Annotated in this window: 19 protein-coding genes and 2 pseudogenes; 10 read left to right on the plus strand and 11 right to left on the minus strand. The window is 43.0% G+C overall.

The annotated features are described in order from the left end of the window. The first annotated feature begins 473 nt into the window (after positions 1 to 473). Positions 474 to 1,259 carry an SHOCT domain-containing protein gene (locus tag ACWU4D_RS17270; protein WP_456052696.1) on the plus strand — a complete coding sequence of 262 codons (786 nt, stop codon included), beginning with the start codon at positions 474 to 476 and terminating at the stop codon, positions 1,257 to 1,259. 189 nt (positions 1,260 to 1,448) lie between these two features. On the opposite strand, the gene ACWU4D_RS17275 is transcribed toward ACWU4D_RS17270, so the two are convergent. From ACWU4D_RS17275 to ACWU4D_RS17285, 3 genes are all read right to left on the minus strand, one after another. Then, complete coding sequence (locus ACWU4D_RS17275) at positions 1,449 to 3,002, minus strand: tripartite tricarboxylate transporter permease (protein ID WP_456052697.1); 1,554 nt, start codon at positions 3,000 to 3,002, stop codon at positions 1,449 to 1,451. Between the two features lie 5 nt (positions 3,003 to 3,007). After that, positions 3,008 to 3,481, minus strand: a complete 474-nt coding sequence (locus ACWU4D_RS17280; RefSeq protein WP_456052698.1) for a tripartite tricarboxylate transporter TctB family protein — start codon at positions 3,479 to 3,481, stop codon at positions 3,008 to 3,010. 111 nt (positions 3,482 to 3,592) lie between these two features. Continuing rightward, positions 3,593 to 4,576, minus strand: a complete 984-nt coding sequence (locus ACWU4D_RS17285; RefSeq protein ID WP_456052699.1) for a tripartite tricarboxylate transporter substrate binding protein — start codon at positions 4,574 to 4,576, stop codon at positions 3,593 to 3,595. A 176-nt stretch (positions 4,577 to 4,752) separates the two neighbouring features. On the opposite strand from ACWU4D_RS17285, the gene ACWU4D_RS17290 reads away from it, so the two are divergent. Together ACWU4D_RS17290 and ACWU4D_RS17295 are read left to right on the plus strand one after the other, a co-directional pair. Then, positions 4,753 to 6,357, plus strand: a complete 1,605-nt coding sequence (locus tag ACWU4D_RS17290) for an ATP-binding protein (RefSeq protein WP_456052700.1) — start codon at positions 4,753 to 4,755, stop codon at positions 6,355 to 6,357. Positions 6,358 to 6,380: 23 nt separating this feature from the next. Next, positions 6,381 to 7,067 carry a response regulator gene (locus ACWU4D_RS17295; protein ID WP_456052701.1) on the plus strand — a complete coding sequence of 229 codons (687 nt, stop codon included), beginning with the start codon at positions 6,381 to 6,383 and terminating at the stop codon, positions 7,065 to 7,067. 78 nt (positions 7,068 to 7,145) lie between these two features. Here ACWU4D_RS17295 and ACWU4D_RS17300 read toward each other — a convergent pair whose 3' ends face one another. After that, positions 7,146 to 7,574 carry an Lrp/AsnC family transcriptional regulator gene (locus ACWU4D_RS17300; RefSeq protein WP_456052702.1) on the minus strand — a complete coding sequence of 143 codons (429 nt, stop codon included), beginning with the start codon at positions 7,572 to 7,574 and terminating at the stop codon, positions 7,146 to 7,148. Positions 7,575 to 7,726: 152 nt separating this feature from the next. Between ACWU4D_RS17300 and yjeH the strand changes: the two genes are divergently transcribed. Next, entirely contained in the window at positions 7,727 to 8,983 is a 1,257-nt protein-coding gene (gene yjeH, locus ACWU4D_RS17305) for an L-methionine/branched-chain amino acid transporter (protein WP_456052703.1), read from the plus strand. A 52-nt stretch (positions 8,984 to 9,035) separates the two neighbouring features. Here yjeH and ACWU4D_RS17310 read toward each other — a convergent pair. Beyond that, a pseudogene (locus ACWU4D_RS17310) lies at positions 9,036 to 9,299 on the minus strand (cupin domain-containing protein); the annotation flags it as partial. A gap of 7 nt (positions 9,300 to 9,306) precedes the next feature. Here ACWU4D_RS17310 and ACWU4D_RS17315 point away from each other — a divergent pair. Further along, positions 9,307 to 10,221 (plus strand): annotated as a pseudogene (locus ACWU4D_RS17315) (benzoate/H(+) symporter BenE family transporter); the annotation flags it as partial. Between the two features lie 162 nt (positions 10,222 to 10,383). On the opposite strand, the gene ACWU4D_RS17320 reads toward ACWU4D_RS17315, so the two are convergent. The 4 genes from ACWU4D_RS17320 to ACWU4D_RS17335 all read right to left on the minus strand — a co-directional run bounded on the left by ACWU4D_RS17320 (position 10,384) and on the right by ACWU4D_RS17335 (position 13,008). Then, positions 10,384 to 11,091 (minus strand): ChrR family anti-sigma-E factor, encoded by a 708-nt coding sequence (locus ACWU4D_RS17320; RefSeq protein WP_456052704.1) that lies wholly within the window; start codon positions 11,089 to 11,091, stop codon positions 10,384 to 10,386. Further along, positions 11,084 to 11,728 (minus strand): sigma-70 family RNA polymerase sigma factor, encoded by a 645-nt coding sequence (locus tag ACWU4D_RS17325; protein WP_456052705.1) that lies wholly within the window; start codon positions 11,726 to 11,728, stop codon positions 11,084 to 11,086. Before ACWU4D_RS17325 ends, ACWU4D_RS17320 begins: the two co-directional genes overlap by 8 nt. A 63-nt stretch (positions 11,729 to 11,791) precedes the next feature. After that, the gene (locus tag ACWU4D_RS17330) at positions 11,792 to 12,424 is read right to left on the minus strand and encodes an LON peptidase substrate-binding domain-containing protein (protein ID WP_456052706.1); all 633 of its coding nucleotides are present in this window, start codon (positions 12,422 to 12,424) and stop codon (positions 11,792 to 11,794) included. Between the two features lie 89 nt (positions 12,425 to 12,513). After that, the gene (locus ACWU4D_RS17335; protein WP_456052707.1) at positions 12,514 to 13,008 is read right to left on the minus strand and encodes a fasciclin domain-containing protein; all 495 of its coding nucleotides are present in this window, start codon (positions 13,006 to 13,008) and stop codon (positions 12,514 to 12,516) included. A 188-nt stretch (positions 13,009 to 13,196) separates the two neighbouring features. On the opposite strand from ACWU4D_RS17335, the gene ACWU4D_RS17340 reads away from it, so the two are divergent. Genes ACWU4D_RS17340 through ACWU4D_RS17360 form a run of 5 tightly spaced genes read left to right on the plus strand, consistent with a single transcriptional unit; the run spans position 13,197 to position 17,947 of the window. Beyond that, complete coding sequence (locus ACWU4D_RS17340) at positions 13,197 to 14,585, plus strand: cytochrome ubiquinol oxidase subunit I (protein WP_456052708.1); 1,389 nt, start codon at positions 13,197 to 13,199, stop codon at positions 14,583 to 14,585. A gap of 12 nt (positions 14,586 to 14,597) precedes the next feature. Then, positions 14,598 to 15,596, plus strand: a complete 999-nt coding sequence (gene cydB, locus ACWU4D_RS17345) for a cytochrome d ubiquinol oxidase subunit II (RefSeq protein WP_456052709.1) — start codon at positions 14,598 to 14,600, stop codon at positions 15,594 to 15,596. Then, positions 15,596 to 15,700, plus strand: a complete 105-nt coding sequence (locus ACWU4D_RS17350) for a DUF2474 family protein (protein ID WP_456052710.1) — start codon at positions 15,596 to 15,598, stop codon at positions 15,698 to 15,700. The genes cydB and ACWU4D_RS17350 overlap by 1 nt, the downstream gene beginning before the upstream one ends. A gap of 7 nt (positions 15,701 to 15,707) precedes the next feature. Further along, positions 15,708 to 16,427, plus strand: a complete 720-nt coding sequence (locus tag ACWU4D_RS17355; RefSeq protein ID WP_456052711.1) for an SDR family NAD(P)-dependent oxidoreductase — start codon at positions 15,708 to 15,710, stop codon at positions 16,425 to 16,427. Further along, a complete protein-coding gene (locus ACWU4D_RS17360; RefSeq protein ID WP_456052712.1) occupies positions 16,424 to 17,947 on the plus strand; it encodes a cryptochrome/photolyase family protein in 1,524 nt (507 codons plus the stop codon). Before ACWU4D_RS17355 ends, ACWU4D_RS17360 begins: the two co-directional genes overlap by 4 nt. A gap of 391 nt (positions 17,948 to 18,338) precedes the next feature. On the opposite strand, the gene ACWU4D_RS17365 is transcribed toward ACWU4D_RS17360, so the two are convergent. Both ACWU4D_RS17365 and ACWU4D_RS17370 read right to left on the minus strand, forming a co-directional pair. Continuing rightward, entirely contained in the window at positions 18,339 to 19,103 is a 765-nt protein-coding gene (locus ACWU4D_RS17365) for an SDR family NAD(P)-dependent oxidoreductase (protein WP_456052713.1), read from the minus strand. Between the two features lie 312 nt (positions 19,104 to 19,415). Further along, positions 19,416 to 21,134 (minus strand): polysaccharide biosynthesis/export family protein, encoded by a 1,719-nt coding sequence (locus ACWU4D_RS17370; RefSeq protein WP_456052714.1) that lies wholly within the window; start codon positions 21,132 to 21,134, stop codon positions 19,416 to 19,418. Position 21,135 lies beyond the last annotated feature (1 nt).

Consider the following 21,135-nt stretch of genomic DNA (forward strand, 5'->3'; position numbering starts at 1 on the left):
AATCGCCCTCAAATCACTTACTTTATTTAAGGATAATAACCACATTAACGGAACAAGTAATGAGTGACCTAAACTTGAGCGTTTAATTCTCTGATTTCCAACTTATAGAGCACTGTAGGCGATGAAATGTCGCGACAAATACTAATGGGAATAGTTATCATTTGCAACCATTTATCCACGGATATCGCATATCCATATTGCCCATCAAACTTTTGAGTAATCGCCCATATAAAAATCGGTTCAATCACGGACGTAGCGGCAATCACAAATAGTTCACAATAAAAGCAGAACAGCACCCCGTAACGGTGCTACACTAGCACAAAATTTGACCGCATAATGTTCTTAAAATAATTCAAACTAGCGGTTTATGGTTATTTCCATTAGCTTACTCACCCTCAAGTCGACGACGTAATTCATGTACTCACCTACAGCATCAATACGATAAATCGAACTCTTACTATTAGGATATTTATATGCAAAAGCTAACTGATATTGGCGAAAATTTGGTGAACAACGTCGCGGCTCGTTATGGTTTGAGTCACGATGCCGTCGTCCACATGCTCGTTGCCGTAAACAATGGCGGCGGATCTATGGCACAATTCAACTGCCCTGAACTCGGTGGTTCAGGTCAATGGATGCAAGGCGGCATGACCATGGTTGGTGATATGTTCAATAACGGTTTAAAAAATACCGTGGACAACTTATGCAGCGAATTAGCCGGTATCTTACTCAACAACCAAGTATTTCCGGTTATTCCAGCGGGGACACCGGGAAGTAACCAATGGTGGCCAGCGGACTTAGGTGCGCCTTTTAGCAGTGGCGGACAAAATGACATTCGTTATGCCGTGTTCCCCAATCGTTTAGCGGTTGAATTGAATGGACAAGTTTCGATTTATGATACCCTTGATCATAACATTGGCGGTGTAAGCCAACAGCAAGGTGGAAATACGTCACTTACCTTCAGTAGTCAATGGGGAACGATCAGTGTGGCTAGCTTACCGTTATTAAGCGGCCAGCATGTCGAAGCTCCTCAACAAAATTTTGCCGAACCTCAAATAACTCAGCCGAGCCCACAACCAATGTCTGAGCCGGTGATCATGAACGATTACAATCAATCAAATTCACAGAATTCGTCACAACAGTATTCTACTAATGAAACACTGCAAATCATTGAAAAACTTGCTCAACTTCGCGATCTTGGCGCATTAACCGAAGATGAGTATAACCTTAAGAAGTCAGATTTACTTAGTCGTATTTAATCGCCACTAATAAGTCACAACGTAACTCCGTGCGATAAGAAAACGTAACTATTGGGTGTATTGAGCTTTGGGTATGTAGGTTCATTACACTATCATTAGTGCCAAATCAAAAATGAGGTGACATTTTAGGACACAGCGTATGCGCTGCATGCTAAAACATCACCTCATTTTGTTCATATCTATTCTATTCTATCCTTCCCCTTCAGATATTGTCGATTCAGGGCCTTTGGTTTCTTGCGAGTTCGCTCTTTTACTTTTCCACAGTTCGACTAGTGGTGGCACAATCAAAACCACAACCGCGGTGATTACGATGCTTAGACTCAATGGTCGCTCCCACAGGAATGAGAAACTACCATCGGAAATTGTCAGTGCACGGCTGAGATTATTCTCCATTAGCCCGCCCAAAATGAAACCTAATAGCATCGGGGCCATCGGAAACTCAAGCAGCTTCAAGAAAATCGCTATCACAGTGATAATCGCCATCATGTGAATATCAAAACTGTTAAAGCTCACGAGATACACACCAGTGATCGAGAAGAACAAGATCAGTGGAATCAAGATTGGACGTGGAATCACTAACAAACGTGAAATGTACGGTATCAACGGCAAATTAAGAACCAAAAGTACAAGGTTGCCAAAGTACATTGATATAATCACCGACCAGAACACATCGGGATTGTCGATAAACAAACGTGGACCAGGTTGAATACCGTAAGCAATCAAAGCGCCCAACATTATCGCCGTAGTACCTGAGCCCGGAATCCCTAATGTAAGCAATGGTACAAATGACCCCGTTGAGGCAGCATTATTTGCCGATTCTGGAGCCGCCAACCCTTTTAGCGAACCTTTACCAAACTTAAGCTTCTCTTTAGCTGACGCTAGATTTCGTTCAAGCCCATAGGCAAGAAAAGAGGCTATCGTAGCGCCTGCTCCGGGCAACACACCGACGATAAACCCAAAGACAGATGAGCGTGCAATCGTTGGCGCAACTTGTTTCATCTCTTCTTTACTCAGCTTCATGCTACCAAGTTGGCTCATGTCCACTTGCTCTTCTTCCTCACGATGCTGACCTTTTAATACCGTCATCACCACTTCGGTTAAGGCAAAGGTTGCCATTGCGAGTAACAAGAAACTAATTCCATCAATAAGGTCAACACTGCCAAAAGTGAAACGCGTCGTACCCGAGGTAACATCGGTGCCCACGGTTGCGATCATCAAGCCAAAGATGGTCATGATCAACGCCTTGATCACCTGCCCTTTACCAGAAAATGCCGCGACGGCCGTAAGACCTAAAATCATCAATGCAAAGTAATCGCTTGATTGAAAACTCAGTGATACCGAGGCTAACGCAGGTGCGGCAAACAACAGAACGATGGCACCAACAGTACCACCAGTGAACGACGAATATGCTGCGAGCGCGAGTGCTTTCCCCGCTTGCTTTTGTTGTGATAACGGATAACCATCGAAAGAGGTGACCACTGTACTCGCACAACCGGGCGCATTAATCAAAATCGACGACGTCGAACCTCCAAACACTGCGCCATAATAGACCCCAGCCATCAAAATAATGCCTGAAGAAGGATCAAGGCCGTATGTGATCGGTATCATCAACGCCACCGCCGAAATGGGCCCCAATCCGGGTAACATTCCAATAAACGTGCCGGCAAAACAACCTAATACCACCATCATTAAATTAAAAGGCATCACCGCAGTGGATAGCCCCGTCATAATTCCATCTAACATGATGATTATCCTCCGAATACTTGGGTGATGAGCTTACCCGGTGCCAAATAGATATCGAGCAGCTGCGTTAGTGCAAACCATATCGCGACCGCGAACGGCACTGAGGATACAAAGAGTAGCTTGACGCTTCGTACACCGAGTATCCAATAGCCACCGACTAAAAAGATTACGGTAGCAATAAGAAAACCGACCCACTCTAGCGCTAAGGCAAAAAGCACCACCAGCACGAGTAATTTGCCGACTAAAGCAAAGTCATAACCTTTTAGAGAGAGCGAGTTACTTCCATCGCGCTTTGCTGTAATCAGCAGCACAAGCGACAGAAACCCGCCCATCATGGCTAAAAACTTGGGAACCGTCTGAGCATGAAAAGGTTCAAATTCATCGCCGGGAAGAAGATGAATATCGCCCGCGTAATATCCGTAGGCAGCGGATAGCCCAAGAAACACTAAGCCTCCAATATGATCTTTACTAAGTGTCATCGAATCCTCCTGATGCGGTATCAACCTAATGCTTGTTCTATAAAAAGCGCCATTCAGTCGCGTTAAACCTGCGTACCGAATGGCCGAATTTATGATTTTTTGGCTAATGAGTTACTTAAGAAAACCCAGTTCACGCATCAAATCCCCTACTTCTTTTTCTTGCTCTTCTAGGAAAGCGATAAACTGATCGTCTGGCTTAAATATCTCTGTCCAACCATTACGAGCACGAACGGTTTCCCATTCTTCGGTTTCGTACATTTTCTCTAACGCATCGATAAATTCTGCTTTTTGTTCACTAGAAATGCCCGGTGCCGCAAAGAATCCACGCCAGTTTACAAACTCAGCATCGTAACCAAGCTCTTTTAACGTCGGAACATCAGGCGCCGCTTCATTTCGTTCACTGCCCGTCATCACAAGAATTCGCACTTCTCCGGCTTCAGCTAATGCTAATGCTTCCGAAAAACCCGTTGATAGCAATTGCGTTTCGCCGGATAACAATCCAGCCATCGCTTTTCCACCTGCATCGTAGGCCACGTAGCGTACCTTACGAGCATCACCACCGGCAGACTTAAACGCCATCGCGGCAACCAAATGGTCCATACTGCCTCGAGCTGAGCCACCGGCTATTTTGACCGAGCGAGCATCTTCATTGAAGTCTGCGACCACTTCACTAAAACTGGTATAAGGAGAGTCTTTACGTACTACAAACGCGCCAAAATCACCGATTGTCGCGGCAACAGGCGTTAAGTCTCTAAATGATTGAGGGAACACTTTTGAAAGTGAACGAATGACGATCGGTGTCGAATTCACCATCAAGGTATCTTGCTTTTGCTGGGCGGTTTCAATCAGATGCGCTATCGCTTTACCACCGCCACCGCCAGACATATTTTCGTAGGAAATTGAGTCAACGAGGCCAGCTTTCGACAGAGCCTCCCCGGTACCGCGTGCTGTGCCATCCCATCCACCACCAGCGCCGCCGGGAATCAAGAAGTGAACACTATCTAATGCTTGGACGTTAAACGTCGTACCAGCAGCTAAACAGGTCGCTAACACAGATACCAATACACTTTTTCTCGTTTTTAGTTTGCGGAGCATCACAATTACCTCGTCTTTATTTTTATGGAGAGCCCAATATAGTTCAATAATACGGAGGTAGAAGCTTGTGCATTTAAAGGGCGTTTAAATTATTAAGGCGATTTTGTTCATATTGTTTACGGGTCTTTAGCCACGTTATTGAATAGCATCAAGGATGAAATGAATAAGGACATAAGATGAAGCAATTCCGACGATTAAAACTCAAAGGTCGCATGATCCTAATCTTAGGGTTGATGGCGTTAATTCAGACCGTGGTAATTGGCGCCTTTGCGATAAACTATTTGCATAAATCGTTGGATGAGCAGATTGGCCAAAAAGCACTAGATGTCGCAAAAACCATTGCGGCTATGCCTCAAATTGTTGGTGCGATAGAACGTAGAGACAGTGAATATCTTCAACCAATTAGCCTAAACTTGGCCCACGAAACACAAGCACGTTTTGTCGTAATTGGCGATGGCGATGGTATACGCCTAGCACACCCAAATGCCAAAAAAATTGGCCACTCCATGTCCGATGACGAAGGCGATGATAATGCGCAAGTTCTTGTCGATGGACAAGCCTACTTATCCAAAGCACTCGGTAGTTTAGGTTGGTCGATTCGAGGCAAAGCACCCGTTTTTTCATTGGATGGTCAACGCATTGTTGGCCTTGTCTCTGTTGGCTACCACTTAGAGCAAGTCGCCAAAGTGACCTTCCACTATAAGATCGTACTCATTGCCGTAATTATGATCACATTTTTATTGAGTGTGTTTACCGCCGTATGGTTTGCCAATCACTTTAAACGCGCCATTTTTGGCCTTGAGCCGGAACAGATCGGACATCTATTTGAAGAACAAAAAGCGACACTAGAATCGGTTCGTGAAGGCATAATTGCCGTTAACAACGAGGGTCGTGTCACCACTCTAAATCGAACGGCCATAGAGACTTTGGGTCTACCAAAAGATCGAGAGCTAACTGGATTACACATTTCAGAAGTACTACCAGACAGTGCCATTATGGAAGTGCTGCGAACCGGCATCCCCCAATTTGACGAGGAAGTCTGGCGCGATGGCCACAGTATTATTGCTAACCGCCTACCTTTGATTCAAGGTGACAAAATCACTGGCGTAGTCTCAAGTTTTCGACGTAAAGATGAAGTCGCCATGGTGAGTATAAAGCTCACACGGATTCAACAATATGCCGACAGTTTACGAAGCCAGGCTCATGAATATTCCAACAAACTTCATACCATCGCAGGATTAATTCAAATTGGCGCAACTGACGAAGCCTTAGCCTTGATCGGACAAGAAACCCAAAGTCATCAAGAGCTAATCAAACTCCTTTTAGCGGCTGTACCCGACCCAATACTTGCTGGCTGTTTACTGGGTAAATATAATCGAGCTCGTGAAATGGGCTTAAAGCTCGTCATAGATCAAGACAGCCATATGACTGAAATCCCGGACCTACTGCCGCGGGAAAATCTTGTCAGTATCATTGGCAACCTGATTGATAATGCGCTTGAGGCGACAAGGATGCATAAAGGACATGGTGGTCAAGTCAGTCTTTCGATGACTGACTTAGGTAATGATTTGATTTTTGAAATTGAAGACCAAGGACCGGGTATTTCACCCGCACAACAAGCACAGATATTCGAAAAAGGCTACTCGAGTAAGGAGGCTGAAGGCCATGGCTACGGTCTCCATTTAGTGAAAAGCTTATTGAACAAGCTTGGTGGAACCGTCACAATCGAGCCTGCTGGCGACCTTGGTAGCCGCTTTATTGTTTATATTCCAAAGCGATAACTGTGTTCAATAGGATTAGACCGATGATAAAAGTCGTAATTGCAGAAGATGACCAACAAATTGCTGAAATACAAAAGCGCTTTCTAGAGCGTATTGATGGTTTCGAGTTAGTTGGCATCGCTCATGGCCTACAAGAAGCGGAAGACTTAGTTGAAGTAATGCAACCTGAGTTAGTCCTGCTCGATGTCCAATTTCCTACGGGCACTGGGTTAGATTTATTACGAAAGCTCCGTGCCACCAATAGCGCCGTTGATGTCATCCTCATCACAGCGGCAAAAGAAGTGGATACGCTGCGTGAAGCTCTGCATGGCGGCGTGTTTGACTATATTTTAAAACCCTTAGTATTTGAACGCTTACAAGAAGCGCTCCACAACTACCAGCAGCACATCAGCAAATTTCAAGCCATGCAGGAGCTGGCTCAAACTGATGTTGATATCGTATTACCTCGCAATCAAGGAACCATGACTGCGCAAGTTTCGACTGATGCTCGCCTACCAAAAGGTGTGGATGGGTTAACACTAGAAAAAGTAAAATTGGTCTTCGAGCCATCACCGTCACCGCTAAGTGCCGAAGAGGTCGGAGAGATTATTGGCGCAAGCCGAACGACAGCAAGGCGCTATCTAGAATACTTGGTGAGCACTGATGAAGTCATTGCGGAAGTGTCTTATGGTACAGTCGGTCGTCCAGAAAGACGTTATCGCAGTGTTTAACAGTGAGAAGTTTATGCATGATATGTAAGCATCACATAGACGCGACTCACACTTAACGTGACCGCGTCACATGAAGAACTACAATCTATCCACTCGCTTAGTTAAACACATATGTGTAACGACTTTATCGAGGTTTGGCCAAGACTCAATCGCTTGTCTAATATCATTTAAGCGTTGCATAGAAGGGGCTTGCACTAACAATAAAAGGTCAAGATCGCCACTAATCGAATGTGCAAGAGTGACCTCGGGTATGGTTTCAATTAACGGCACAACTTGATCACACGATAGTGGCCGAAATGTCAACGCAATATACGCATCGACCCCATCTGTTTGTAGCTTGGATACATGGGCGTGATACCCCGTAATCGTGCCATTCTCTTCCATGCGTTTTATCCGATCAGCCACAGCCGACCGAGAAAGATTCACTTGCCGACTAATATCAGACACCGACAAACGCGCATCTTTCACAAGTAATCCTAATATCTTTTGATCATACTGATCGGACACATTGATTCTCCATTCACACGTCACTTTGACGTTATTTCCGTTAAACTGCGCCTTAATACAGTCAATATGCTTAGCGCTTTTCTAGGGTGATTATTTTATCCTTATCATTAAGAAAAATCAGCAAGATAACAACTCTTATTAAAGGGCAAATTATGTCTCAATACCAAAAAACGCTTGGCCCAATTCAGGGGATCGCAATGACGGTCACCACCTTTATCGGCACAGGGCTGATGATTTTACCCGCAATGTCTGTAGCCGAAGCTGGATCATTCGCCTTCTATGCCTGGTTAATTACGGCAATCATGATTATTCCTGTTGCTTATGTGTTCGCTCTACTCGGCTCAAAGTACCCGTCTGCAGGAGGTGCTTCTCACTATATCGGTAAAGCGTTCGGCCCACTTTTCGAAAAAGCAGTTGGGTGGCTGTTTCTCAGTATTCTATTGGTTGGCCCTGCCGTCGCCATTAAAGTGGCTGCTGCATATCTTGCGATTATCTTCGATACCTCATCACAATGGATACCTGCCTTTGGTATTTTAACCTTGTTGGGAATTTTGGTTTTTTCAATTATGGGGATGAAAACCTCCGCTCGTTTTCAGACTGGTATCGTCATTGCGATGATTGCAGTGATTGCTTGGCTTTGTATTGCCGGTGATATCAACGCTAGCTTTAGTGTTATCGACACTCCAGTCAACCAGAGTGAATGGCAGCAAACGCTTTACGCGACAGGGGTTATTTTCTGGTGTTTTCTCGGCATTGAAGTGATGGCACACATGGGAGCTGAATTTAAAAATCCAAGTAGAGACTTTCCTATCGCGTTACTCGGGGGCATAACCTTGGTGATTCTCGCCTATCTCAGCTTAGTGTTATTGATCGCTTGGCATCATACCTATGGCGATGAGTTTACAAATAGTCAGTCTCTCGCATTGCTCGTAGAAAAACTCACCAATAGCACTTACAGCCGTGTATTTGCCATCGGAGCTTATGTGGTCGCTTTTGCTAACGTCGCGATCTATATATTAGGATTCTCTCGTATGGTTCAATCGATGGCAGAGCAACACACGCTATCGCCATCGTTCTCTCAGCTCAGCCACAACGGTGTACCAGTGAAAGCGGTGTTCTTAGTTGGATTGATTACATTATTTTCACTACTGTTTGCTCAGTTTTCAGGCTGGAAAATGGAGTGGTTTATTGAAATGACCAACGGCAGTTTCCTTACCATTTATACTCTGACATGCTTAGCGGCAGTCAAACTGGTTAGCCAAACGTCCAAAGTCATCGCCATCATTGCACTTGTCAGCTGCCTAGTTACGGTCTTATTCATTGGCCAGAATATGGCGTTCGCAATATTGATTTTCGTCTCTGCGTTTGGGTTTGAGTATAAGCGCCTGAACAAAGCTTCAGCGCTTTAAGTAAATTAAACTTCCCGAGCCACTTTGATGATAAGTGGTTCGTCAAAATACATTACCTTGGGTAACAATTGATATTTTGAAAAGTGACCGACTCGGTTATCGCTTCATAGCCGTGGGGTTGGTCACTAAAAAAGCGAATACTTTCTCCGGGGTTAAGCGGATGCCAGACATCATTAAATAAGACATTCAGTGTTCCAGCTAATACCACTATATGTTCAATCACACCAGCGCCGTGTGGGGTCGATAGTTGTTGATGATAGTCGCTCAATGGAATCTCAAACATTTCCATACCTGAATCAGCTTGAAATGGAAATAAAGCGATCTATGAGATGGCTGACATAGTTGGGGCTTTTGTTGTATCAGGATTTCTTATTTTTTTAACCGGTTTGATCACACCATTGAGCAAGATGCTAGCGCGAATCCCCTCGCAACTAGGCACTGCAATGTTGGCTGCGATATTACTGCCTTTTTGTATAAAAGGGTTCGAAACCATTGAAACGAGCCCATCTATTTTTCTCGTTATGTTTACCGCCTATTTGCTAGCAAAACACCTCTCTCCCAAATATACAATGCTAGTGTTGTTAATCGTTGGCTTTGGTTGCGCATCCATATTTAACAATACACCATTGATGGTCACTAACTTGTCGATAGCAATGCCTACTTGGATCATGCCGCACTTTGAGTTTCCAGCTATTGTTAATCTCTCAATCCCACTTTATCTCGTGACCATGCTTTCTCAGAATCTCCCTGGCATCGCGATGATGAAGACCTACGATTATGATACACCGGTAAAACCAATTCTGATCGGTACTGGGATAACCAATATCATCTCTGCGCCTTTCGGTGGATTCAGTGTCAATCTAGCCGCCATTTCTGCGGCTATCTGCATGACACCGTCGGTCGATTCCGATAAAACCCAACGATATCGTGCTGTTATTTGGGCTGGCATTTTTTATGTCAGTGCAGGTGTGTTTGCGACCACGGTCGTCACAGTATTTCTCGCCCTTCCTAAAGAAGTCACCGCAATACTGGCTGGATTCGCACTCCTGGGGACATTACTGATGTGTTTGCAATCTGCATTTAAGGACGAGTTAGTGAGAGAGTCTGCGCTACTTACCTTTTTAATTACCCTATCTGGAGTAAACGCCTTCGGTGTGAGTGCAACATTATGGGGGTTGGTTGTTGGGATTATCTATTTGAATGTCTCTAAGAACTCTCTCACTGCCACCATACACTGATACTAAAAATATTCTTGGTTAGCCGTACTTGAGCTCCCCGACAAATTCGTTTTTTACTTCAGCCGAACGGGCTCTCACGGGCCAACCAGCGATTAAAACGCAACTGTAAACAATATCAGTTTCATTGATTTCTCACTACTGAATCAAAAAGCTAGTTATTCCCTAATAAATTAGCTTCCCTACCGGGTTAATAACCTGACTCATTCCCTGCTTAAACTGTAAAGCATCATCTGAAACCGTCAAACAGACACATCCCTCATGTGTGATAGGGGTGTGGGTATGAGCTGTGTTTAGTTCAATATAGTCTCCTACAGAATATCGACCTAGCTCATCTTCGAAACTACCTTGTAATATCAAAGTAATTTCAAATCCGCGATGAGTGTGAGCTGGTATAAGTCCACCTTCACTAATATGCAATAGGCTCGCACGCCTAGCGCCATCATCTAGTTGTAGACGCGCTCGGGATATCTTACCAAACCCTTTCCAATCTTTGACCAAAACCGATCGCATTGAACGTGGTAATGAAATTCGTTTGCCAGCAACATCTATTTCGGTAACAGTAGACAAACATGGGCTCAATTTCTCGGGCTGATCAGACGTAATCTCATCAATCATGTCGATCGCATACTCTTCTAATAATGAGTCATCATCCGAGGAGTCACCAAACTTAAAAGTATCATAACCAACATCGGCCATGTCGCCATCCGACTCGAACGCTATGGACGCCAAATAAAGCGTGTGCTCTTCAACCAGTTTCTGGCATTCTGGGCACATCTCTACGTGTGCTGAAACAACGACAGATACAGAAACAGAAGTTTTTCCTTCAACAAATTGTTTTATAACTTCCGTACTTGGGTGGTAGTTAATCATTTATATCTTCTCCCATCTGAGAACGTATCTTCTCTAAAGCTAACCTCAAACGTGACTTTACTGTGCCAAGAGGTACACCGAGTTGCTTGGATAACTGCTCTTGCGAGAGCTGTTGAAAATAAACACCTCGGAGCACGGCCTGTTGATCTTGAGGTAAATTTATCACTAACTTTTCTACCTGTTTCGAAAGTAGATGATCTGGAAAAACAGTGTGATTAGGATGGGTTAGATCATTCGCTAACGCATTTTCAATAGGCCAAATATCATCACCGATCATTTGTTCATCTCTACTTTTCTGCTTTCGCAAGTAATCGAAAGATGCATTTCTCATTACGGTATAAATCCAAGTCGTTGCAGCACCTTTCGAATCATCGTATAGATGTGCTTTCTTCCAAACGTTGGTCATTGTTTCTTGTACTAAATCGTTAGCCTGAGCTTCATTGTTAAATTGCTTGATACCAAAGTTCTTTATTTTGGGAGCAAAAAACTTAAATAGCTTCGTAAAAGAAACCTTATCTTGGTCTTCTGCAACACGCCTGAGCCAAAGAGACAACTCTGAGTGTAGTGAGGTAGTCTTCGTGATCGACCCCGTTTGGCTATTTTTCATCGTGGCTGTTCTTAACTCAGTCTGATCCATAAATGAGCACTCATATTAGTCGTTATTAAACCATAACGCAGTAGTCAACCAGAACGATCATTATTACGTTGAGTTTTTTTCGCATAGATCACATAGCATTTGGTTCAATTGACTTTGGTCCAAATGGTGAACAAACTTTTCTTTTTCATCTACAGGAATCGGCATAACTTCTAATAAGCGAGAGCTCACCCAACTTGAATTGTTAAAATGTTGAATTTTGTACAATTGATTAAGAACCATATTATCGTTGAATACCTGTTCGAGAAAGAGCGTCAGGGTTTGTATCTGTGTGTTATCTAGATTCGGCTCTCCATCGCCCGAGGACCAATGAGGTAATAATTGAGTTTTCGCATTGAGCAATCCATTATCTTGTCGGAAAAAGCCGTCTAGAGAAACCAATTGTTGAGCTTGAACATCAATCTCCAAAATACCATCTTCTCCTTGGGTGAAATCTATGATGTTGACATGCACACCCCATTTCGAAGAACTAAAATCCTCTTCTTTCTTATATAAAGAAAGAACAAAACCATCGGTATCGTTAGCATTAGAGACCATTGACAAATATTTCTGCTCAAAAATACGTAATCTTTGAACACCACCAGACAATAGGAAGATAGGTAGGGGAAATATTGGATACTGTTCTTTCAAGTTTGAAAATTGAACGCTGGGCTGCGGATTTGATTTGGCTGTTGTCATAACGTTAGGACCTGAGGATTTTTATTGGTTTGTGGAATATTTCAAGAAAAATGTAAGTGCGGTGACTTGCCGCACTCAGTATACGAATACTATGGCATTAATACAGAGTCGATAACATGAATGACACCATTGCTCGCCTTCACATCGGTCATGATGACATTTGCATCGTCAACCATCACTGTGTCACCTTTGACGGAAATATCGACATTTGAACCTTGTACCGTCGCAGCACTATCCATCCCAACCACATCTTCCGCCATGACCTTTCCGGCAACGACGTGGTAAGTAAGAATATTCACTAGCTTATCTTTGTTCTCAGGCTTAAGAAGCACGTCTATCGTGCCATCAGGAAGCTTAGCGAAAGCTTCGTCCGTTGGTGCAAATACCGTTAAATCACTATCGCCTTTGAGTGTATCTACCAAACCTGCGGCTTCAACTGCCGCCACTAGCGTCGTAAAAGAGCCATTTTCTACGGCAACGTCTACGATATCTTTGTGAGTTTCATGGTGGTTAGCAAAAGACGCGGTAGCGAAAGATAGAGAGGCCATCGTAATAGTGGTTACTGTGAGTATTTGCTTTAACATTCTGTCGTTCCTTTTATCGATGATGAAATCATAAAATTATGAATTCAGAGAAATGAACATTCCGTCAATACAAACGAGCCTCTTCAAATTAAGGATCACTTTACTTTAAAAAAATTCGCTTTTAGTGAGTGATCCATCTTTCAAATAAAGTCGTAAGAATGTTTAGTTATTTTGAATCAGGAGCGAAAATGGATACATTAGCGATAGATTTGGCGAGGTTTCAATTTGCCTTCACCATTTCTTTTCATATTATCTTTCCAGCGTTTACGATTGGCCTTGCTTCCTTTCTTGCTGTTCTTGAAGGGCTATGGTTAAAAACGAACCAAGACAAATATATACAACTCTATAAATACTGGAGCAAAATTTTTGCGATCACGTTTGGTATGGGTGTGGTCAGCGGTATTGTTCTAAGTTATCAATTTGGCACCAACTGGAGCGTATTCTCGGACAAAACTGGTCCGATTTTGGGGCCACTTATGGGGTACGAAGTCTTTACTGCTTTCTTTTTGGAAGCTGGATTTCTTGGTGTCATGTTATTCGGGATGAACAAGGTAGGTAAAAAGTTACATTTTGCTTCTACATGTGTCGTCGCTTTCGGTACATTTTTGTCAGCCTTTTGGATACTAGCGGTAAACAGTTGGATGCAAACTCCAGCAGGTTACTCAATAAATGAGGTGGGACAATTTGTACCTGAAGATTGGTTGGAAATTGTGTTCAATCCTTCCTTTCCGTATCGTCTCGTCCACATGATCCTTGCCGCTTATCTTACAACGGCGTTCGTTGTCGCTGCTGTGGGTGCTTATCACTTACTCAAAGCACCAAACAACCCTCTAGCAAAAACGATGTTTTCAATGGCGATGTGGATGGCAGCTATCGTAACGCCAATCCAGATAGTCGCGGGGGATTTCCACGGTTTAAACACTCTCGAACATCAACCAGCCAAAGTGGCCGCAATGGAAGGTCATTTTGAAACTCACGATGGAGCTCCGTTAATCCTTTTCGGCATTCCTGATGAAGAAGCTCAGGAAACGAAATATCAAATCGCCATCCCTAAACTCGGAAGTTTAATCCTCACACATAGCTTAGATGGAACAGTGCTAGGTTTAGACGCCTTTCCGAAAGAAGATCACCCGCCTGTCACTATCGTGTTCTGGAGTTTTAGGATCATGGTAGGAATCGGCTTCGGTATGCTTGCTCTTGGTTTAACCAGCTTATGGTTACGAAGAAAAGGTCAATTATACGAGAAACCATTATTTCATCGTATCTGCGTTGCATTCGGTCCTGCTGGTTTTATTGCGGTACTCGCTGGATGGATAACCACTGAAGTTGGTAGACAACCCTATACGGTGTATGGGTTGCTAAGAACCGTCGATTCGGCTTCACCCATAGACGCCTCTGCCGTTAGTGCCTCACTAACCGCGTTCGTTGTCGTCTATTTACTCGTCTTCGGCGCCGGTTTTTTCTATCTTTTGCGGCTAATGCGCAAATCACCGTCGAAATACGAAGAAGCACCAGATCCAAAATTGCCAGATGGAACCAAAATTCCACCTGCAACTCACCCTAACCGTCTCAATTAATGGAGTAAAGACATGGATATTGCACTAGTATGGTATGGCATTATCGGGTTAGCCGTTCTCATTTATGTCATATTAGATGGTTTCGATTTAGGTATCGGGATTTTGTTTCCCTTTGCCTCGAGCGAATCAGAACGTGACATGATGATGAACAGTATCGCTCCTGTTTGGGATGGCAACGAAACATGGTTAGTATTAGGAGGTGGCGGCTTGTTTGCCGTTTTCCCACTCGCCTATTCAGTGGTCATGCCCGCGTTTTATGCTCCGCTTATTATCATGTTACTTGGGTTAGTACTTCGAGGCGTTTCCTTTGAATATCGTTTCAAAACCAAAAGAGGCAAATTTATTTGGGATTCCGCCTTTTTTCTAGGATCCTTATGCGCCACCGTTATGCAAGGGATAATGTTAGGTACACTACTCCAAGGTATTGAGGTAGAAGGCCGCGCTTATTCTGGCGGATGGTTTGATTGGTTGACACCTTTCACCTTGTTTTGTGGTTTAGCAACGATGTGTGCTTACACACTATTGGGTGGATGTTGGCTGATTATGAAGCTTCCTACGGAATTGGCTTCTCGCTACTATGGTTTAACACGTCGGTGGGGGTTGGGAATGGTTGCATGTATCATCGTGGTAAGTATCTGGTTACCTCTGACTAACGAGATTATTTTCGAACGTTGGTTTAGTTTACCAAACTCATTACTTTACCTTTCGGTCCCTATTTTAGCTGGGATTTTTATATGGAAACTCTTTAAATCATTACTAGAACATAAAGCACTGCGGGCCTATTTATACGGTGTGGGTTTGTTTTTGGTTTCTGCACTAGGATTTGCGTTAAGTACGTTTCCCTACATCATTCCCTTTTCGGTCACCTACACAGATGCTGCGGCACCAGACACAAGCCTGACGTTTTTACTCGTCGGGACGGTGGTACTGTTACCGACCATTATCGGTTATAGCGCCTACGCTTATTGGGTCTTTCGTGGAAGGATCAACCCAGATGAGGGGTATCACTAATGTATAAAAAAACGAAACAATTGTGCTGGCTTATGGGGATTTGGCTTGCGAGCGTTGCAGCACTTACAATAGTAGGATTTATGATCCGTCTAGTCATAGGGTAAAGAAAACATGTACAACACTATCGCTATAATCGGAAGCTCGGGAGCCATCGGCAAAGCCTTTACACAGTTAGTTATTGAGAACTATCCGATGGCCGTTATACATACTTTTTCTCGGTATCCTTCAGCGAGCACACATCAGCGTGTGCTCGCCCATCAGATCGATTATTCGAGTGAAGAAAGTATTGCAACGGCAGCGGAAATCGCCAGTAAAAATGGGAAGCTCGATCTTGTTTTCGTTGCAACTGGTCTATTACACGACGATACCTTAGCTCCTGAAAAAGCGCTTAAAGATATTACTAGTGGGAACCTCACTAAAATATTTCTCGCTAATACCGTAACACCTGCATTAATTGCCAAGCACTTTTTACCCATATTGAACAAATCTAATCGCTCTGTATTCGCCGCTATATCAGCTAGAGTTGGCAGCATTTCCGATAATCAGCTGGGTGGTTGGTACTCTTATCGAGCGTCTAAGTCGGCGCTTAATATGATCATAAAGTCGGCATCAATCGAAGTGGGCCGATCAAATAAGAACGCAATAATAGTGGGCGTTCATCCGGGCACTGTCGATAGTTCATTATCAAAACCATTTCAGAAAAATGTTCAGCAAGGTAAGCTATTTTCTCCAGCGTATTCAGCCGAGCACCTATTAGATGTCTTAAACAATCTATCTCACGAGCATAGTGGTGGTTGTTTTGCTTGGGACGGAAAGGAGATTCAGCCATGACAGCAGTAAGAATGGTCTTAGGAGACCAATTATCGACCTCGATAAGTAGCTTACAAGGAATCGACGTTAAAAATGATACGATATTTCTGTGTGAGGTAAGAGAAGAAACCCAATATGTAAAACATCACAAGAAAAAGATCGCGTTTATTTTTTCGGCTATGCGCCACTTTGCTCAAGAGCTAAAAAATGCTGGGTTCAAGGTTCGTTATATCAAGCTTGATGATCCTCTTAATAGCCAAAACTTTTGTCAAGAAATAGAGCGTTGTATCAATGAATGTAAACCTGAGCGGATTATTGTTACCCATCCGAATGAACATCGCGTTCTCAAAGATATAGAAACGTGGGAAAAAAGATTTTTTGTTCCGGTCGAAGTTCGCGCCGATGATCGTTTTCTTTGTTCGCCTAAGGAGTTTTCTGAATGGGCGAAATCCAAAAGTCAGCTCAGAATGGAGTATTTTTACCGCATGATGCGTAAGAAGTACAATATTCTAATGAACGATGATAAGCCGGTGGGTCAGCAATGGAATTTTGATGCCGATAACCGAAAGCCGCCCAACGTTGAGATTAACATTCCTCAAACCAGCACTTTTAAACCCGACGCAATAACATCTGACGTATTAAGGCTTGTGGCTGAACATTTCGGTGACCATTTCGGTGATCTAAAACCGTTTCAATTTGCAGTTACCCGAAAAAAAGCGTTAATCGTATTGGATCAATTCATCAAACAACGGTTGCCCTTATTTGGTGATTATCAAGATGCAATGATTGAAGGTGAACCATGGATGTTTCACGCGCACATTAGCTTCTATCTCAACATTGGTTTATTGATTCCAATTGAATGCGTGCAGGCTGCAGAACAAGCCTATATCGATGGCAGCGTCCCTTTAAATGCGGCTGAAGGATTTATTCGTCAAATCATTGGATGGCGTGAATATGTTCGAGGCATTTATTGGTTAAAGATGCCGGACTACGCCAATAAAAACTATCTCGATGCAAACAATAATTTACCTGATTTTTATTGGACCGCCGATACGAAGATGAATTGTCTACGTCAATGTGTAGAGGAGACCCGGCGTAATGCTTATGCACATCATATACAGCGATTAATGGTATTAGGTAATTTTGCCTTGATTGCGGGTATCGAGCCAAAGCAGGTCAATGAATGGTTTCTTATCGTTTATGCCGACGCGTTCGAGTGGGTTGAACTTCCTAATGTATCTGGAATGATTTTATTTGCCGACGGTGGTTACCTAGCAAGTAAACCGTATGCTTCCGGTGGATCATACATCAACAAAATGTCTAACTATTGTATAAATTGCAGTTATAAAGTATCGGTAAAAAATGGAGAAATCGCTTGCCCCTTTAACTACTTATATTGGGATTTCCTCACGAGAAATCGAGAAAAACTGGCTCAAAATCATCGTTTAAAAATGATGTATAGTACCTACGATAGAATGACTGAAGACAAGAAAATAGCTATTTCCAGTGATACGATTCGCTTCTTTTCTAAACTAGACTAAGCATTCCAGGCAACAGCTTTGAACCATTGAACTAGGTGTTGGGATACATCGATAAATGATACGTCACCACTCTCCAACTCACCCTGTCGAACTTTGGAGTTATTATAAATAAACAGTTTGACATCAAATAGATGCTTTTTTCTGCGCAAGGAAAAATTAAAATAATAGCCCGAATCTAAAGAAAAGAAAAAAGTGAGCTACGTATAAAAATGGTCATTTTATACGTAGCTATATTTGTACCACGAAACTAACAAACCACACCAACGGTGAATATTAGGTTGGCAAAACGGCGTTGCTTACCTACAAACAATACCAACATCGAGTCGTCATCATAGTACTATCGGCATTTGCATCAATGTATCTGAAAGGAGGACATTGAGTTTAATTTCTTTTACATTCGGTAAACTCCACCATTCACATCAATCGTCGCTCCGGATACAAAACCATTATATTCGCTCGCCAAATACGTAATCACATGCGCAACATCTTCCGATGTACCTGCTCGGCCAAGAGGAATGCCTTTAACCGTCTCATTCGCAGATTCTTCTGTGGTGTGAGTATTATGGAATCTTGTTCCTAAAATTAACCCTGGAGCAACAGCATTAACCCTAATTCCGTGCTCACCAAGCTCCGCAGCTAAAGAACGTGTCCAAGTCAATACCGCTCCTTTAGTCATCGAATACACCAAAGAACCAGAATGTCCGCCACAACGCCCTGCAAGAGAGGCTAGATTAACAATACTGGCACCATCACTTGCCTGTTTTAAATACGGTAGTGCCGCTTGGGTGACATTAAGCATAGTGGTCATATTGACATCAATTACTGTATTCCAGAACTTCTGATCAATCTCAGCCAACCACTTTCTAGCGATAATCCCACCAACATTGTTAACCAAAATATCGATTCCACCTAAAAACTCAGCGGCTTCTGCAATACACTTCTTGGTTTCTTCAGCATCGGTTAAATCGGCGTAGCCAATCATCGCTTTTTGACCTTTTGATTCCGCTATTTTCACCAACTCTTTGGGGCCTTCGTCACCCATAAAATAGTGGACATAAATATCACATCCAGACTCAATTAAGTCTTTAGCTGTAGCAAAACCAATCCCTTGCTCGGCACCTGTAACAAATGCCTTTTTTCCAACTAGTGACCCCATTTTTTTTATCTCCTATTACTGGTGTTTGGCTTGCGTGGATTTCGCGATGCTCAGTCAATGTTACTGGTAACAAATTAACCGCAACATTGTGCGATACAAACCCTAACCTACTTAAATTGAGATAACCGTCATAGAAAGAATGAATTAACAGAGAAATGTTTATTGAGAGAGTTCGTGAATATTAAGAAAAGACCGAAAAGCTGTATCTACACGAAATCAGTGAAAGTGGCCACAATAAAGCCATCACTATAAGTAATGCCTCATTGTGGCCCTCAAATTATAGAAAAGGAAACCTGATACTTTGCGCTGTGGTTAATCCAACAAAACAACATTTGCGGCAATAGCAATTTGATAAATAACCTGAGTGATATCTTTAACAGCCTGCAGTATTTTTGTATCTGTTTTTGGCAATACTAAAATTTCGTCACCTTTACGAATGTTTACTTGCTTGTCGATAACCACCATACCATTGCTTCGAATAACAGCAATTCGGCTATCTTCTGCTCTCTCAGTAAAGCCTCCGGCCCAAGCAACATAATCGTCTATCTTAGCTTCAGGGTTAAAAACGACAGCTTGAGGCATGAGTACTTCACCGGATATTTGTACTAGGTCTGACTTCGGTGGGATAACAATCTGATCCCCCTGTTCAAGCATGATATTGGCTAAATTTCCATCTTCAGAAACAATAACTTTTCCTAAAGGTTCAATAGACCTTGCTCGATCAGTAAACTGCATAATCAATTGCGCTTCTTTAACACGAATTTCTGCCTCATCACCGGAAGCAACTGACGTGGTGAGAACACTTCTCTCTAAGCGTTCAAGCGTCTCCTCGATCATTTCCTTTTGTCGTTCTGCGACACTCTTTCTTAATATATAGATGGCATTAATGTCAGCCAAATCTCTATCGATGGGTACGTAACTAAGCACATCAAACAAACGGGTGGTATTTTTAACCGAGAAGAAAGAAGGGCCCTGATAACTCCCAGAAATCTGAACATCGACGACCTGAACACGTTGATCATCATTAAAAACGACTTTGTCACCATCCTGAAGGATAAAGTCTTTAAAGGTAGAGTATTGAATATATTCAGAAAATGGGCCGGAAGCTCGGTCACCCACTATTCCCACATGACTTACCTTTGCTAGTGGGCGGGCATAATCGATCAACTGTTGCCCTTTTGCTTCGGTGTCTTTAAATTCGAAACGAAATGGATTGCGCACTCCACCAGCAACGGTTATCGCGGCTTTCTGTGGTTTGACTAAAATAACATCGCCATCTTTAAAGTTAATAACAGGCATAACGCCAAGTCGAATAAACTCATAAAGATCAACAGTTGCTATCACTCGGCCACGGCGCTTTACTTCAATCTCGCGATAACTGCCTCGCTCAGAGTCAATACCCCCTGCTCTTTTGAGAAAATAAAGAACACTTGAAGATGCCATCCCGGCGTATTGACCCGGTCGAATCACGGGTCCTGAAATATAAACATTCACAGCGGTTGCGGTGAGTAAGTTAACGTAGACACTAACATTCGTGTAAATCTCTTTAATTTTGGACGTCACTAATGCGTTGACTTCGTTTGCCCGAATGTCTGCGACATATACCGGCCCGATATTAGGAATAAAGATATTACCTTGAGTATCGACGGTAAGTACTTCAGAGAAATTAACCGCCCCCCAAAGCCAAATATTAATTTTGTCGCCTGAAGCAATTAGATAATTATCATTTAACCCATCTACGCGTTCGGCTTCAACACCGCCTGCGAATAGATTTGCCCCATAAGGAGGTGGGAATTGCTCACCGGATGAAGGCAGTAATTCACGCATATCCACTTCAGCCGGTAACAGTAAATTGCTCTTATTTTCTGAAGTATAATCACCCGACTCAAGTGATTGATTCGGCGAAATATTAAGTGAATGTGTGGTAGCTGGGCTCTTTTGATCGTCAACAAAATCAGCTGCATAACTGGGTGATGCAGCAATTGTCATGAGGGTAAATATGCAGCTTAAAAATGTACTTATCTTTTTCATG

Source organism: Vibrio phycocola, from assembly GCF_053850235.1.

Bases quoted from the DNA above. Each gene is read 5' to 3' on its own strand.
- ACWU4D_RS17270 (WP_456052696.1), top strand. From the start codon at position 474: ATGCAAAAGCTAACTGATATTGGCGAAAATTTGGTGAACAACGTCGCG.
- ACWU4D_RS17275 (WP_456052697.1), bottom strand. From the start codon at position 3,002: ATGTTAGATGGAATTATGACGGGGCTATCCACTGCGGTGATGCCTTTT.
- ACWU4D_RS17280 (WP_456052698.1), bottom strand. From the start codon at position 3,481: ATGACACTTAGTAAAGATCATATTGGAGGCTTAGTGTTTCTTGGGCTA.
- ACWU4D_RS17285 (WP_456052699.1), bottom strand. From the start codon at position 4,576: ATGCTCCGCAAACTAAAAACGAGAAAAAGTGTATTGGTATCTGTGTTA.
- ACWU4D_RS17290 (WP_456052700.1), top strand. From the start codon at position 4,753: ATGAAGCAATTCCGACGATTAAAACTCAAAGGTCGCATGATCCTAATC.
- ACWU4D_RS17295 (WP_456052701.1), top strand. From the start codon at position 6,381: ATGATAAAAGTCGTAATTGCAGAAGATGACCAACAAATTGCTGAAATA.
- yjeH (WP_456052703.1), top strand. From the start codon at position 7,727: ATGTCTCAATACCAAAAAACGCTTGGCCCAATTCAGGGGATCGCAATG.
- ACWU4D_RS17320 (WP_456052704.1), bottom strand. From the start codon at position 11,091: ATGATTAACTACCACCCAAGTACGGAAGTTATAAAACAATTTGTTGAA.
- ACWU4D_RS17325 (WP_456052705.1), bottom strand. From the start codon at position 11,728: ATGGATCAGACTGAGTTAAGAACAGCCACGATGAAAAATAGCCAAACG.
- ACWU4D_RS17330 (WP_456052706.1), bottom strand. From the start codon at position 12,424: ATGACAACAGCCAAATCAAATCCGCAGCCCAGCGTTCAATTTTCAAAC.
- ACWU4D_RS17335 (WP_456052707.1), bottom strand. From the start codon at position 13,008: ATGTTAAAGCAAATACTCACAGTAACCACTATTACGATGGCCTCTCTA.
- ACWU4D_RS17340 (WP_456052708.1), top strand. From the start codon at position 13,197: ATGGATACATTAGCGATAGATTTGGCGAGGTTTCAATTTGCCTTCACC.
- cydB (WP_456052709.1), top strand. From the start codon at position 14,598: ATGGATATTGCACTAGTATGGTATGGCATTATCGGGTTAGCCGTTCTC.
- ACWU4D_RS17350 (WP_456052710.1), top strand. From the start codon at position 15,596: ATGTATAAAAAAACGAAACAATTGTGCTGGCTTATGGGGATTTGGCTT.
- ACWU4D_RS17355 (WP_456052711.1), top strand. From the start codon at position 15,708: ATGTACAACACTATCGCTATAATCGGAAGCTCGGGAGCCATCGGCAAA.
- ACWU4D_RS17360 (WP_456052712.1), top strand. From the start codon at position 16,424: ATGACAGCAGTAAGAATGGTCTTAGGAGACCAATTATCGACCTCGATA.
- ACWU4D_RS17365 (WP_456052713.1), bottom strand. From the start codon at position 19,103: ATGGGGTCACTAGTTGGAAAAAAGGCATTTGTTACAGGTGCCGAGCAA.
- ACWU4D_RS17370 (WP_456052714.1), bottom strand. From the start codon at position 21,134: ATGAAAAAGATAAGTACATTTTTAAGCTGCATATTTACCCTCATGACA.